General features: G+C 67.0%; 11 protein-coding genes. 8 read left to right on the forward strand and 3 right to left on the reverse strand.

Features of this window, described 5'->3' with window-relative positions:
• The first annotated feature begins 14 nt into the window (after positions 1-14).
• From HW932_RS08725 to HW932_RS08745, 5 genes are all read left to right on the forward strand, one after another.
• Complete coding sequence (locus HW932_RS08725; protein WP_176976108.1) at positions 15-1,760, forward strand: NAD-binding protein; 1,746 nt, start codon at positions 15-17, stop codon at positions 1,758-1,760.
• 11 nt (positions 1,761-1,771) lie between these two features.
• On the forward strand, positions 1,772-2,311 hold the full coding sequence (locus HW932_RS08730) for a hemerythrin domain-containing protein (RefSeq protein WP_343047077.1): 540 nt from the start codon (positions 1,772-1,774) through the stop codon (positions 2,309-2,311).
• Between the two features lie 40 nt (positions 2,312-2,351).
• The gene (locus HW932_RS08735) at positions 2,352-3,350 is read left to right on the forward strand and encodes an amidoligase family protein (RefSeq protein WP_176976110.1); all 999 of its coding nucleotides are present in this window, start codon (positions 2,352-2,354) and stop codon (positions 3,348-3,350) included.
• Positions 3,335-4,033 carry a gamma-glutamyl-gamma-aminobutyrate hydrolase family protein gene (locus HW932_RS08740; RefSeq protein WP_176976111.1) on the forward strand — a complete coding sequence of 233 codons (699 nt, stop codon included), beginning with the start codon at positions 3,335-3,337 and terminating at the stop codon, positions 4,031-4,033. Before HW932_RS08735 ends, HW932_RS08740 begins: the two co-directional genes overlap by 16 nt.
• A 108-nt stretch (positions 4,034-4,141) precedes the next feature.
• Positions 4,142-4,540: a hypothetical protein gene (locus HW932_RS08745; protein WP_176976112.1), complete on the forward strand. Its 399-nt coding sequence runs from the start codon at positions 4,142-4,144 to the stop codon at positions 4,538-4,540.
• 42 nt (positions 4,541-4,582) lie between these two features.
• Here the strand turns inward: HW932_RS08745 and uvrA are convergent, their stop codons facing one another.
• The 3 genes from uvrA to mazG form a co-directional block, all read right to left on the reverse strand.
• Complete coding sequence (uvrA, locus tag HW932_RS08750; protein ID WP_176976113.1) at positions 4,583-7,408, reverse strand: excinuclease ABC subunit UvrA; 2,826 nt, start codon at positions 7,406-7,408, stop codon at positions 4,583-4,585.
• Positions 7,409-7,423: 15 nt separating this feature from the next.
• The gene (locus tag HW932_RS08755) at positions 7,424-7,837 is read right to left on the reverse strand and encodes a BLUF domain-containing protein (RefSeq protein ID WP_176976114.1); all 414 of its coding nucleotides are present in this window, start codon (positions 7,835-7,837) and stop codon (positions 7,424-7,426) included.
• Between the two features lie 83 nt (positions 7,838-7,920).
• On the reverse strand, positions 7,921-8,724 hold the full coding sequence (gene mazG / locus HW932_RS08760) for a nucleoside triphosphate pyrophosphohydrolase (protein ID WP_176976115.1): 804 nt from the start codon (positions 8,722-8,724) through the stop codon (positions 7,921-7,923).
• Positions 8,725-8,869: 145 nt separating this feature from the next.
• Here mazG and HW932_RS08765 point away from each other — a divergent pair, with 145 nt between their 5' ends.
• Genes HW932_RS08765 through HW932_RS08775 form a run of 3 tightly spaced genes read left to right on the forward strand, consistent with a single transcriptional unit; the run spans position 8,870 to position 12,860 of the window.
• The gene (locus HW932_RS08765; RefSeq protein ID WP_222932292.1) at positions 8,870-10,219 is read left to right on the forward strand and encodes an SWIM zinc finger family protein; all 1,350 of its coding nucleotides are present in this window, start codon (positions 8,870-8,872) and stop codon (positions 10,217-10,219) included.
• A complete protein-coding gene (locus HW932_RS08770; RefSeq protein WP_176976116.1) occupies positions 10,219-11,784 on the forward strand; it encodes a DUF5691 domain-containing protein in 1,566 nt (521 codons plus the stop codon). The genes HW932_RS08765 and HW932_RS08770 overlap by 1 nt, the downstream gene beginning before the upstream one ends.
• The gene (locus tag HW932_RS08775) at positions 11,781-12,860 is read left to right on the forward strand and encodes an ATP-binding protein (protein ID WP_176976117.1); all 1,080 of its coding nucleotides are present in this window, start codon (positions 11,781-11,783) and stop codon (positions 12,858-12,860) included. Before HW932_RS08770 ends, HW932_RS08775 begins: the two co-directional genes overlap by 4 nt.
• The last annotated feature ends 11 nt before the right edge of the window (positions 12,861-12,871 follow it).

The raw sequence follows: 12,871 nt of genomic DNA on the forward strand, positions 1-12,871 counted from the left end.
GACAGAGGTTCGGCGTGGACACCATCTTCTTCCTCGTTCTGCGGCGTATGCGCACGCCGCTGCTGACGCTGATCGTGGTCTATGCGATCGCCATGGCCGGGCTGGCACTCATTCCGGCCCAGGATGCAGAGGGGCATCCGACGGCGATGAGCCTGTTCCATGCCTTCTATTTCGTCAGCTACATGTCGACGACCATCGGCTTCGGCGAGCTGCCCAACGCCTTCACCGATGCGCAGCGGATCTGGGTCGCGCTGTCGGTGTTCTCCACCGTGGCGGTGTGGATCTATGCCATCGGCAATCTGATCACGCTCCTGCAGGACAGCACGCTCCAGCGCGCCATCGCCGAGCGGCGCTTTCGCACTCGCGTGCGCCGGCTCGCCGATCCCTTCTATCTGGTGTGCGGCTATGGCCAGACCGGCAGCGCTCTGGTGCGTGGTCTCATGGATCGTCACATCCAGTCGGTCGTGATCGACGTCGACCCCGAGCGCATCAATCTGCTCCAGCTCGACAACCAGCGCGAATACGTGCCCTCGCTCTGTGCCGATGCCCGCAGTCCGCACGCCCTGGAGGCGGCCGGTCTCAAGCATCCGCTGTGCCGGGGCGTGGTGGCGCTCACCAACGTCAACGAGGCCAATCTCAAGATCGCCATCGCCGCCAAGCTGCTGCATCCCGAGGTCAAGGTCATCTGCCGCGCCGACTCCCACGAGATCGAGGCCAACATGGCCTCCTTCGGTACCGATCACATCTATGACCCCTTCGACGCCTTCGCCGCCTATATCGCCTTCTCCATCCAGTCGCCCTGTCAGACCCTGCTGATCGACTGGCTCTCGGGACGCGGCGGTGAGGAGCTGAACGAACCCCGGTATCCGCCGCGCCACGGGCGCTGGGTCATCTGCGGCTACGGGCGCTTCGGCAAAGCGATGTACAAGCATCTCAAGGCTCAAGGCTTCGCGCTGTCGGTGATCGAGGCCGAGCCGCACAAGACCGGCATCCCGACCGAAGGCGTGGTGCACGGACGCGGCACCGAAGCCGTCACCCTGGAACAGGCCGAGATCCGGCAGGCCGTCGGGCTGGTGGCGGGAACCGATCAGGATGCCGACAATCTATCCATCATCATGACCGCGCTGACGCTCAACCCCGATCTGTTCGTGATCGCGCGCGAGAACCATATCCAGAATCAGGAACTCTTCGACCGGGTCGGCGCGCAGTCGATCATGAATCCGAGCACCATCATCGCGCACCGTATCCGTATGCGCCTGATCACGCCGCTGTTGTCGGACCTGTCGCGGCTGGCGCGTCTGCGGCGCGACGAAGCCTGGGCTAGCCAGCTCATCAGCCGCATCATCGCCCTGGTCGAGGGGCGCAAGCCCTATGTCTGGGAAGTGACGATCGATGCGACGCAGGCCCCGGCGATCCTGGAGGCCGAACGGCGTAGACAGGCCATCACGCTCGAAACCCTGCTGCGCGACCCGCTCGAACGCGAACGCCTCCTGCCGGCGATCCCGCTACTGTTGATCCAGGGGCAGGAACAACGCCCGCTGCCCGCCCTCGACGTACCGATCGGTCTGGGCGATCGCCTGCTGTTCTGCGGACGCGAGGAAGCGCGCCGGCGCATGGACTGGGTGCTGTGCAACATCCATGCGCTGCGTTATGTCACCGACGGTGCGAGTCCGCGCGAGGGGCCGGTCTGGCGCCAACTCGCCGACTGGCTGGGGCGGCTGAGGGATGAAAAGATCACCACAACGAAGAGGATGGAGTAATGCACGCAATCATGACACGACTCGGCCAGGACCATGCGCGACTGCGCCGGGTGCTCGACCTGCTCGAAGAATTGCTCGACCGCTTTCACGAAGGCGATGAGCCGGACTACGAACTCATGGACGAGTTGCTCGAATATATGGATAGCTATGCCGACATCGTCCATCATCCGACCGAGGATCTGATCTTCCAGCGTCTGATCGACAAGGGCGTCGAGCCGTCCGAGGTCTTCACCATCCCCATGCGCCAGCACGCGGGCCTGAGCCAGTTGACCAAGGATTTCCGCCAGTCGCTGCTGGGAATCCTGAGCGAGGAGGTGCTGCTGCGCGAGGACGTCGAAGCCGCCGGTCGCGCCCTGGTCGGCAACCAGCGCGGTCATCTGATCCAGGAGGAGCGCGAAGCCTTTCCGCTGGCGCTCGAACATCTGACCGAGGCCGACTGGGCTGAGATCGAGGCGGCGGCGCCGGCGGTCGAGGATCCGGTGTTCGGGGCGCCCGATCCGCAGCGTTTCAAGGCGCTCTATCGTCAACTCGTCGAGCAAGTCCAACCCTGATCGCATCGGCGACGATCGCAGACGGCCACTGGAGCACGACATGCACGCGACCACGACCGCACTGAAGTCACCGCCCTGGCTGGAGAATGCCGAGGGCCAGCCAAGGCGCATCGGCGTCGAGATCGAGATGAGTGGTCTCAAGCTCGATGCGCTGGCTGCCGAGGTGGCCGATTTCCTCGGACTCGACATCCGCGAACGCGGCCGCTATGAGCGCGTGCTGCACGGCGACCCGGCGGGCGACTGGGTGGTCGAACTCGACTACGACCTGCTCAAGCGGCTCGGCCGTCAGGAGCGCACCGACGAGACCCTGGCCGACGAACTCGGTCGTTCGGCCGAGGAGGTGCTGGCCTGGGCCGCCGAGGCGCTGGTTCCGGTCGAGCTGGTCGGTCCGCCGCTGCCGCTCCAGCGGCTGGCAGAGATCGAGGCGCTGATCGCGCGGTTGCGCGCAGCCGGAGCCAAGGGCACCTCGGACGCTCTGGTCAATGCCTTCGGACTCCAGTTCAATCCCGAGGTACCGGACACCGGGGCGCACGTCATCACAGCCTGCCTGAAGGCGTTTCTGTGTCTGTCCGACTGGCTGGTCGCACGGGCCGACATCGATCTCACGCGCCGCGTCACCAGCTACGTCGATCCCTTTCCGCTCGATTATGTGCGTCGCGTGATCGCGCCCGACTACTGGCCCGATCTGGCCACGCTGATCGACGACTATCTGGCCGACAACCCGACACGCAACCGGATGCTCGATCTGCTGCCGCTGTTCCTGTTCCTCGATGAAGAACGGGTGCGGCGGGTCACGCAGGATAGTCTGATCAAGGCGCGTCCGACCTTCCACTACCGCCTGCCCGATTGCGAGATCCATCGGCCGGACTGGGGGCTGTATCTGGCCTGGAACGACTGGGTGGAGGTCGAGCGTCTGGCGGCGGACGCGGCGCGCCTGAACGCCTGTTGCGCAGCCTATCAGGCGCATCTCGATCGCCCGCTCGACCGTTGGCTCGGTGACTGGGCGGCGATCCTGGAGGCCGAATGGATCGGCCCGTGATCGCCATCACCGGACCGGCGCGCGGGGCCTTCGGTCCGCGCGCCCTGGTGGCGCTGGCGGTTCGTTTATATGGTGGTCAGCCGCTCCAGGTGCGTCCTGGCGACGACCTGGAGCGGCTGACCTATCACGGCGTGATCGTGACCGGCGGGCACGATGTCGAGCCGGTGCTCTATGCCGCCGAGCCGGAGGTCGAGCCGAACTATGACCCGGCGCGCGATGCGCTGGAGATGGCGGTGATCCGGGCGGCGCTGGCAGCGGGAGTGCCGCTGCTCGGGATCTGTCGCGGGGCGCAGTTGCTCAATGTCTGCCGGGGCGGCACCCTGTTCCAGGAACTGCGCTCGCGCCGCCGCAAGACCTCGCACCGCTGGACGGTGCTGCCGCTGAAGACGCTGTGCGTGACGGAGGATTCCAGGGTTTTGGGCCGGATCCTGGCGCCATGCTGCCGACGGCACATCAACAGCCTGCACAATCAGGCCATCGATCGCGTCGGCGAGGGTTTGCGGGTGAGCGGGCGCGATCTCGACGGCATCGTCCAGGCGATCGAGGATCCGGAGGCCGGCTTTCTGCTGGGCGTTCAGTGGCATCCGGAGTTCCTGCTCTATCTGTCGCGCCAGCGCGCTCTGTTCGGCGCACTCGTCGCGCAGGCCCGTTCCGTGCTCATCGCCGGAACCTCTGCGCGCTGAAGTGACCGCTGTCGCCGCCGAATGGATTCGAATGGAACAGTCAGCGGCTATACTGTCTGATCAGGTATAGTGATCGACACACCGCATTCGCGGAGCCTGGAGGGTTTTATGAACGAAATCGGGTTGTCCAGCAACATTCCGTCGACGAGCGCGACCAGGGCCTATACGCCGCCGCGCGTCGACTCCGGGTCCGAAAGCACGCCGGCCACTCCCAGTGTGACCACGTCGACGCCGGATCGCGGCGCCAACTCCACGCCACCGACACAAACGGTCAGTTCCTCCAGCGAAACCATCTCGATTTCGCAGGACGCCTATCGTCTGCAGCAAGCCGGCGCGTCCACGACCGGAGCCGTCGAGTCCACGTCGGACAGCGGCCTGAATTCCGAGCAGGCGATGGCCATGGCTCAGACGGCCCGAGAAACGATGGCCCAGAATCCCCAGCTCGCTTTTCAGGCCCAGTCCGGTCAGATGAGTGCGCAGCAGGTGGCTAGCGTCCTCAGGGTTTGAGTCCGTAGATGCAGTCGCCGATTCGCCCCGGCCGTTCCTCGGCTACCATCCACGTTCCAGCAGGGGCCGCAGAAAACGCCCGGTATGGGATCGCTCGTCCGCCGCGATCGTCTCGGGCGTGCCGACCGCGACCACCTGCCCGCCCCGATCGCCGCCCTCCGGCCCCAGATCGATGATCCAGTCGGCGGTCTTGATGACGTCGAGATTGTGCTCGATCACCACCACCGTATTGCCCTGGTCGCGCAGTCGGTGCAGTACTTCGAGCAGATGCCGGACGTCGTGGAAGTGCAGCCCGGTGGTCGGCTCGTCGAGGATGTAGAGCGTGCGCCCGGTGTCGCGCTTGGAGAGTTCGCGGCTGAGCTTGACGCGCTGGGCCTCGCCGCCCGAGAGCGTGGTCGCGCTCTGGCCGAGCTGGACATAGGACAGGCCCACATCCATCAGCGTCTGGAGCTTGCGCGCAATCACCGGCACCGGGGCGAAGAAGTCGAGCGCCTCCTCGACCGTCAGATTCAGCACCTCGTCGATGGATCGGCCCTTGTAGCGGATCTCCAGCGTCTCGCGGTTGTAGCGCCGCCCGCGACAGACCTCGCACTGCACATGCACGTCAGGCAGGAAGTGCATCTCGACCCGGATCACGCCATCGCCCTTGCACGCCTCGCAACGCCCGCCCTTGACGTTGAAGCTGAAGCGCCCGGCGTCATAGCCGCGCGAACGCGCCTCGGGGACGGCGGCGAACAGGTCGCGCACCTGATTGAACAGCCCGGTGTAGGTCGCCGGATTGGAGCGCGGCGTGCGACCGATGGGGCTCTGGTCGATGTCGACTACCTTGTCGAACTGCTCCAGCCCCTCGACCGCCATATGCGGCGCGGGCGTGAGGCCGGCGCCGTTGAAGTGACGCGCGACCACCGGAAACAGGGTGTCGTTGATCAGGGTCGACTTGCCCGATCCCGAGACGCCGGTGATGCAGCAGAGCGTGCCGACAGGGATCGAGACATCGATCGCGCGCAGGTTGTGGCCGCTGGCGCCCAGGATGCGCAGCTGGCGTGCGGGGTCGTTGGGTGTGCGCCGGGCGGGGATCTCGATGCGCAGCGCGCCGGACAGATAGCGTCCGGTCAATGAGGCCGGATTGGCCGCGATCGCATCCGCCGTACCTTGAGCGACGATCTCGCCGCCATGCGCGCCCGCGCCCGGTCCCAGATCCACCACCCAGTCGGCGGTGCGGATCGCCTCTTCATCATGCTCGACCACGATCACGGTGTTGCCCAGGTCGCGCAGATGGGTGAGCGTCTTCAGGAGCCGCGCATTGTCGCGCTGGTGCAGTCCGATCGAGGGTTCGTCGAGGATGTACATGACCCCGACCAGTCCGGCGCCGATCTGGCTGGCGAGCCGGATACGCTGGGCCTCGCCGCCCGAAAGCGTCTCGGCGCTGCGTTCGAGCGTCAGATAGTCGAGTCCGACATCGACCAGGAAGCGCAACCGGGTGGCGATCTCGGTGATGACCGGGGCGCCGATCGCGCCACGCTGGCCCGGCAGTTCCAATGTCTCGAACAGACGCAGCGACTCGCCGACCGGCAGGCCCGAGATCGCCGGCAGGTTGTGCCCGCCGATGAAGACATGACGCGCGGCTTCGTTCAGGCGCGTGCCCCGGCAGGCCGGACAGGGCCGCTGCGAGAGATAGCGCGCCAGCTCTTCGCGCACCGTGTTGGACTCGGTCTCGCGATAGCGCCGTTCCATGTTGCGCAGGATGCCCTCGAACACCTGCGGCTTGGGACTGCCCTTGGCATGCGGCAGCTTGAGCCGGACCCTCTCCGTGCCGCTACCGTAGAGGATCACTGAGCGCACCGGCTCGGGCAGCTCGATCCAGGGGATCTCGACATCGAAGCCATAGTGCTCGCCGAGCGAGCGGATCAGCTGGAAGTAATAGGCGTTGCGCCGATCCCAGCCGCGAACCGCGCCACCGGCCAGACTCAGTTCTGGATGCATCACCACCTTGTCGGGATCGAAGAAGGGCTCCACGCCCAGCCCGTCGCAGGTCGGACAGGCGCCGGCCGGATTGTTGAACGAGAACAGACGCGGCTCCAGCTCCGGCAGGCTGTAGCCGCAGAGCGGACAGGCGAACTTCGACGAGAACGTCAGCTCGGGACGCTCCGGCTCATCGATCCAGCCGACCTGGACGAGGCCGCCGGAGAGGTTGAGCGCGGTCTCGAACGACTCGGCCAGACGCAGCGCCAGATCGGCACGCACCCGGAAGCGGTCGACGACGACCGCGATGTCGTGCTTCTTCTTCGGGTCCAGTTCGGGCGGTGCGTCCAGCTCGTACAGTTGCCCGTCGATCCGAGCACGCACGAAGCCTTGGGCGTGCAGCTCGCCGAGCAGGTGCTGATACTCGCCCTTGCGCGCCGCGACCACGGGCGCGAGCAGCATCAGCTTCTCGCCCTCGGGCAGCGCCAGCACCCGGTCGACCATCTGGCTGATGGTCTGGGCGTCGAGCGGCTCACCGTGGGTCGGGCAACACGGCTGACCGACGCGCGCGAACAGCAGTCGCAGATAGTCGTGGATCTCGGTGATGGTGCCGACGGTGGAGCGCGGATTGTGCGAAGTGGTCTTCTGCTCGATGGCGATCGCCGGGGAGAGTCCCTCGACATGGTCGATGTCGGGCTTCTCCATCATCGACAGGAACTGACGCGCATAGGCCGACAGCGACTCGACATAGCGCCGCTGTCCCTCGGCATAGAGGGTGTCGAAGGCCAGCGATGACTTGCCCGAACCGGACAGCCCGGTCAGCACGATCAGGCGCTCGCGCGGCAGATCCAGGTCGATGTTCTTGAGATTGTGGGTGCGCGCACCGCGCAGTTTGAGGCTGTGCATGAAACGACCCGGCGTTCAAACCTTGAGCTGCGCCGCGAAGCGCTTCATGAGCGTCAGTAGCTCGTCGGCCTCGACTCGCCCCGCCCAGGCCGCCAGAAGATCCTTGCGCCGCGCCTCCATGATCTCGGGTGGATGCGCGAGATAGCCCATTGCCCAGCTGCCGAACAGACGCTGTTTGATCGGGGCCACTCCGATGAGCACTGAATCGAAGTGGCGCCGGTCGTCGAGGATGCGGCCGTAGAGCCGGAACACCTCTTCCTGCTCGCCCTCCAGCACCTGGATGAAGTGTCCGCCCCCGCAGCAGAGGATACCCGTGATGCCGAGTTCCTTGTTCTTGCGGCGCGAGACCTCCAGGATCTGTTTGAGCGCCTCGTCATCCACGCCCAGACTGGCGCGACTCACATACAGCATTCGCGACAGATTGCTCATCGGCCCTCACTCGACCCCGCTTTATCGTAGTCAACCGAAAGTCGGCATGATATCGCGCAGCCCGATGGATCTCGTCGAAAAACTCAGGCGCGTTCCGCCGCCTTCGCCAGCGTCCAGTGACGCTCCATCGCTTCGCGGGTCTCCAGACTCGGTTCGAGCCCTTGGTCGCGCAGCCCGCACTCGACCTGGGCGAAGCGACGTTCGAAGCGCTGATTGGCGGCGCGCAAGGCCTGTTCGGCGTCCACGCCCATATGACGGGCCAGATTGACGCAGGAAAACAGCAGATCGCCGATCTCGTGGACGCGCTCGGTCGGATCGGCGTGCTCGGCCAGGGTCGCGCGACACTCGGCGAGTTCTTCCTCGACCTTGCCGAAGACGGCCGACAGTTCGTCCCAATCGAATCCGACCCGTGCGGCACGACGCTGGAGCTTCTCGGCGCGCACCAGGGCCGGCAGTGCGCGCGCGACGCCGGCCAGGATTCCGTTCGACTCCCCGCTCTCAGTGCCCGCACGCTCGGCGGCCTTGATCTGCTCCCAGTGGACCCGGATGGCCGCCGTATCCGCCAGTTCGGCCGCGCCGAAGACATGCGGATGACGCCGAATCAGCTTGTCGCAGATCGCCGCGACCACGTCCGGGAAGGCGAAATGTCCATCCTCCTCCGCCATGCGTGAATGGAAGACGACCTGGAGCAGCAGGTCGCCGAGTTCATCGCGCAAGGCCGCCATGTCTTCGCGCTCGATCGCCTCGGCGACCTCGTAGGCCTCCTCTAGCGTATAGGGCAGGATGGTGCGGAAGGTCTGCTCCAGATCCCAGGGACAGCCGTGCTCGGGATCGCGCAGTCGCGCCATGATGGCGATGAGTCGGTCGATCGGTGGGGTGTCGGTCATGGCAACCCGTGGTGATGGAAACGCTTGACGGTCGGGAGACGGTATCACAGCGTACCGAACTCGGTTAAGCTTGGTGCGATGAGCTGATTCTCCCGACCCTCGCCCGCCAAGGCCGGCGACGCACAACCTGGGGTGATTGCCGCGCATGCCATTGATTCCGAGCGCCGACGAACTCCTGCGGCTGGCCCCTGACGCCGCGTCCGTCAAGGCGGCCAAGGGACTGGTCATTCCGGCCAAATGGCCCCGGCTCGGCTATGACGAGACGGCGGTCTGGGGCGAGTGTCAGGGCAGCGGCTCCAAACCCTATCAGACGCAGATCGATCTCTCCGGTCCGGCCTTCCGCTGTAGCTGTCCGAGCCGCAAATTCCCCTGCAAGCATGGTCTGGCGCTCGGTCTGCTGTATCTGCAACATCCCGATCGCTTCACGCGCACCGATCCGCCCGACTGGGTCGGCGAGTGGCTGGCCTCGCGCGCCCAGCGCAGTGAACGCCAGACGAAACGCCAGGAGTCGGCCGCGGGTGCCGGCTCAACGCCGACCGATCCTCGGGCCGCCGCGCGCCGCGAGGCCGAGCGTCAACGACGTCTGACGGAGGGTCTCGGCGAGTTGGAAGCCTGGCTGGCCGATCGGCTGCGTCAGGGGCTGGCCCAGCTCCAGGGTCAATCGGAGATCTGGATCGCCATGGCCGCGCGTCTGGTCGACGCCCAGCTTCCGGGGCTGGCTGAGCGGCTGAGACGCGCGGGCGCGCTGGTCGGTCGCGGCGAGCACTGGCCGAGCCGACTGCTGGCCGAACTCGGTCGGCTGCAACTCCTGATCGACGGCGCCAGACGTCTGGACAGCCTGTCGGCCGGCGAGCAGGCCGATCTGCGTGCGGCTCTGGGTCTGCCCCAGGACAAGGGCGCCGTGCTGGAGACGGGCGAGCGCCTCAGTGACGACTGGCAGGTGCTGGGCGTTCACATCGCCGAGGAAGAGCGGCTGGTGATGCGCCGCGTCTGGCTCCAGGGCCGAACCAGCGACCGCCCGGCACTGGTGCTGGACTACAGCCACGGTCAAGCGAACTTCGAGCCGATGCTGACGGTCGGCGACACTCTGGCCGCGATCCTCGCCTTCTATCCAAGTGCCGCGCCGATGCGCGCGCTGTTCGTCGATTCGCCGCGCCGTCTCCCGGAGGCCGCGTCCCGGCCGTCCGTCCCGCTCGCGGATGCGCTGGAACGGTTGGCCGACCAGATCGCCGCCAATCCCTGGCCGGCCGTTCGCGTGCTGAGCGTCTCCGGCGTCCCGCAGCCCGACACGAGCGACGACTGGCGGCTGTACGTCGGCGAGTCCACGACGCTGCGTCTGCAACTCGACACGGACGCGGCCTGGTCGCTCGTCGCGGCTGCCGGCGGTTCTCCGATCACCCTGTTCGGCGAATGGGATGGCGAGTCGCTGCGCCCGCTCAGTGCCTGGACTCCGGAGCTGATCTGGACCGCCGACACCGCCCGGAGCGACCGCTGATGTCACCGCTCGACCAACTGGCCACCCAACTCCTCATCGGCACCGACCGGCGCGCGCCCGAGTGGCCGAACGCGAACGGCGAGCTCGGTCGTCTGTCCGCCCAGATTCAGGCCGACGCGACCGCCTCGCCCGAAACCACTGCGCTGCGCTTGGCCGGCGTGCTCGCCGTCTGCTCGGCCGCCGGTTTCCGACCGCCGCCGACGGATCGACCACAGCTCCCGCTCTGCACTGAGGACGCGCGCCCCGTAGCGGCGGAACCCGAACTGGTGACGACGCTGCAAGCCATCCTGGACGAAGGGCCGGACCCGCTGCGCGTCCTGGCCTTGCGTCAACTAGACGCCGCCGGCTATCTCCTGCCGCCGCGACTCCTGCCACGCGCCCTGACGCTCGCCGTTCAACAGACCGATCTGCGTCCCTGGCTGCCGCCTGTGGTCGGCGAGCGCGGACGCTGGCTGGCGCGTCTCCATCCGGAGTGGTCGCCTGCCCTGACATTGGACGAAACGCCGCCCGATCCCGACTGGTGGGACAGCGGCACGCTGGACCAGCGGTGTCGGTTCCTGGCGGCCCAGCGTCGCCGCGACCCGGCCGAAGCGCGCGAGCGACTGGCCCAAACCCTGGGTGAAACCGACGCGCGTGGGCGCACCCGACTGCTCGCTGAGCTGGAGACCGGCCTGAGCCTGGAGGACCAGGACGTTCTGGAGACCTGTCTACAGGACCGGAGCAAAGAGGTGCGCCGACAGGCCGGTGCACTGCTCGCCCGCTTGCCCGACAGCCGCTATGTCTCCCGTCTGACCGAGCGTGTCGGTGCCTGTCTCGGCCAGACGCGCAAACGCCTGCGACAGGTGCCGACGATCGAGCCGCCCGCCGCCTTCGAGCCGGACTGGACGCTGGATGCCATCGAGGAGACGCCTCCCAAGGGCGAGGGACTCGGTCAGCGCGCCTGGTGGCTCTACCAACTGGCGCGCGCTCTGTCGCTCGGCTGGTGGACCGGCCAGACCGGACTGGACCCGGCCGACTGCGTGCGCTGGGCCAAGAGCACCGACTGGGAACTCGCCCTGCTGCGGGCCTGGAGCGAGGCGCTCGCCCGCACCCCGTCACTCGACTGGACCGAGGCGATCCTGAACCGGCTGCCAGTCGAGGGGCTGGCGCTCGATCCACTGGACCTCGTCGACCGGCTCCCGGCCGTCGAGCGCGAAGCCTACTGGCTGGCCCTGATCGAGCGTCCGCCCCGCGGCCTGTCCCTGGGTCTGTTGCTGACCCGCTTCACCCAGGGACTGATGCGCGAGGGTCTGCCCGGCCTGTCCGTGCCCGGCGCGCGGCGTCTGCTCGATCGGCTCTATCGCCAGGGCGGTGCAGGCCGTCTGGTCCAGGACTACAGCCTGCGCCGCGCCCTGCCCGGCTTCATCGCCTGTCTGCCGGACGCACTGCTCGACGAAGCCGCCAACGGCTGGCCGCGCGAGAGCCTGGACTCGCCTGCCGCGACCGAGACCCAGGCCCAAATTCTGGCCATCGTTCGGCAGCGCCAGATCCTCAACCACCATCTTCAGACAGGGCGATCCGCATGAATCAGATCCTGCGCCAGCACGCCGAACAGTCCTTCGCCGAGGAACTCGACGCACTCAAGCAGAGCGACAACCGCCAGCGTCCGCCCAACTGGGCCATGTCGCCCTGGGCGGTGGCGACCTATCTGCTCGGCGGACGGCTCGACAACGGCTTCGAGGTCAGTCCCAAATACATCGGCAGCCGGCGGCTGATCGAGACCGCGATCGCCACCCTGACCACCGATCGCGCCCTGCTGCTGTTCGGGGTGCCGGGGACGGCCAAGTCCTGGGTCTCGGAGCATCTGGCCGCCGCTGTCTGCGGCGACTCGACCCTGCTCATCCAGGGCACCGCCGGCACCAGCGAGGAACAACTGCGCTACGGCTGGAACTATGCCGAACTGCTGTCGAAAGGCCCCTCGACCCAGGCCCTGGTACAAAGCCCGCTGATGCGCGCCATGGAACAGGGCAAGATCGCCCGTGTCGAGGAACTGACGCGCATCCCGGCCGATGTCCAGGACACGCTGATCACCCTGCTCTCGGAGAAGTCGCTGCCCGTGCCCGAACTGGGCACCGAGGTCCAGGCCGTGCGCGGCTTCAACGCCATCGCCACCGCCAACAACCGCGACAAGGGCATTAACGAACTCTCCAGCGCCCTCAAGCGCCGCTTCAACACCGTGGTGCTGCCGCTGCCGTCCAGCGCGGACGAAGAGGTCGCCATCGTCAGCAAGCGCGTGGCCGAACTCGGGCGCGCGCTCGATCTGCCCGCCGAGCCGCCCGCCTTGAAAGAGGTGCAGCGTGTGGTGCGAATCTTCCGCGAGTTGCGCAACGGTCAGACCGAGGACGGAAAGACCAAGCTCAAGGCCCCGAGCGCCACGCTCAGCACCGCCGAGGCCATCTCGGTCATCAACAACGGCGTGGCGCTCGCCGCGCACTTCGGCGACGGGGTGATGCGCGCCGGCGACATCGCTTCGAGCCTGATCGGCGCCATCGTCAAGGATCCGGTGCAGGATGCGCTGGTCTGGCGCGAGTACCAGGAGACCGTGATCAAGGAACGCGGCGACTGGAAGGATCTCTACCGCGCCTGCCGCGACCACGACTGAGCGCGCCGCGC

Source organism: Allochromatium humboldtianum (assembly GCF_013385175.1).
Taxonomy (GTDB): Bacteria; Pseudomonadota; Gammaproteobacteria; order Chromatiales; family Chromatiaceae; genus Thermochromatium; species Thermochromatium humboldtianum.

Bases quoted from the DNA above. Each gene is read 5' to 3' on its own strand.
- HW932_RS08730 (WP_343047077.1), top strand. From the start codon at position 1,772: ATGACACGACTCGGCCAGGACCATGCGCGACTGCGCCGGGTGCTCGAC.
- HW932_RS08735 (WP_176976110.1), top strand. From the start codon at position 2,352: ATGCACGCGACCACGACCGCACTGAAGTCACCGCCCTGGCTGGAGAAT.
- HW932_RS08740 (WP_176976111.1), top strand. From the start codon at position 3,335: ATGGATCGGCCCGTGATCGCCATCACCGGACCGGCGCGCGGGGCCTTC.
- HW932_RS08745 (WP_176976112.1), top strand. From the start codon at position 4,142: ATGAACGAAATCGGGTTGTCCAGCAACATTCCGTCGACGAGCGCGACC.
- uvrA (WP_176976113.1), bottom strand. From the start codon at position 7,408: ATGCACAGCCTCAAACTGCGCGGTGCGCGCACCCACAATCTCAAGAAC.
- HW932_RS08755 (WP_176976114.1), bottom strand. From the start codon at position 7,837: ATGAGCAATCTGTCGCGAATGCTGTATGTGAGTCGCGCCAGTCTGGGC.
- mazG (WP_176976115.1), bottom strand. From the start codon at position 8,724: ATGACCGACACCCCACCGATCGACCGACTCATCGCCATCATGGCGCGA.
- HW932_RS08765 (WP_222932292.1), top strand. From the start codon at position 8,870: ATGCCATTGATTCCGAGCGCCGACGAACTCCTGCGGCTGGCCCCTGAC.
- HW932_RS08770 (WP_176976116.1), top strand. From the start codon at position 10,219: ATGTCACCGCTCGACCAACTGGCCACCCAACTCCTCATCGGCACCGAC.
- HW932_RS08775 (WP_176976117.1), top strand. From the start codon at position 11,781: ATGAATCAGATCCTGCGCCAGCACGCCGAACAGTCCTTCGCCGAGGAA.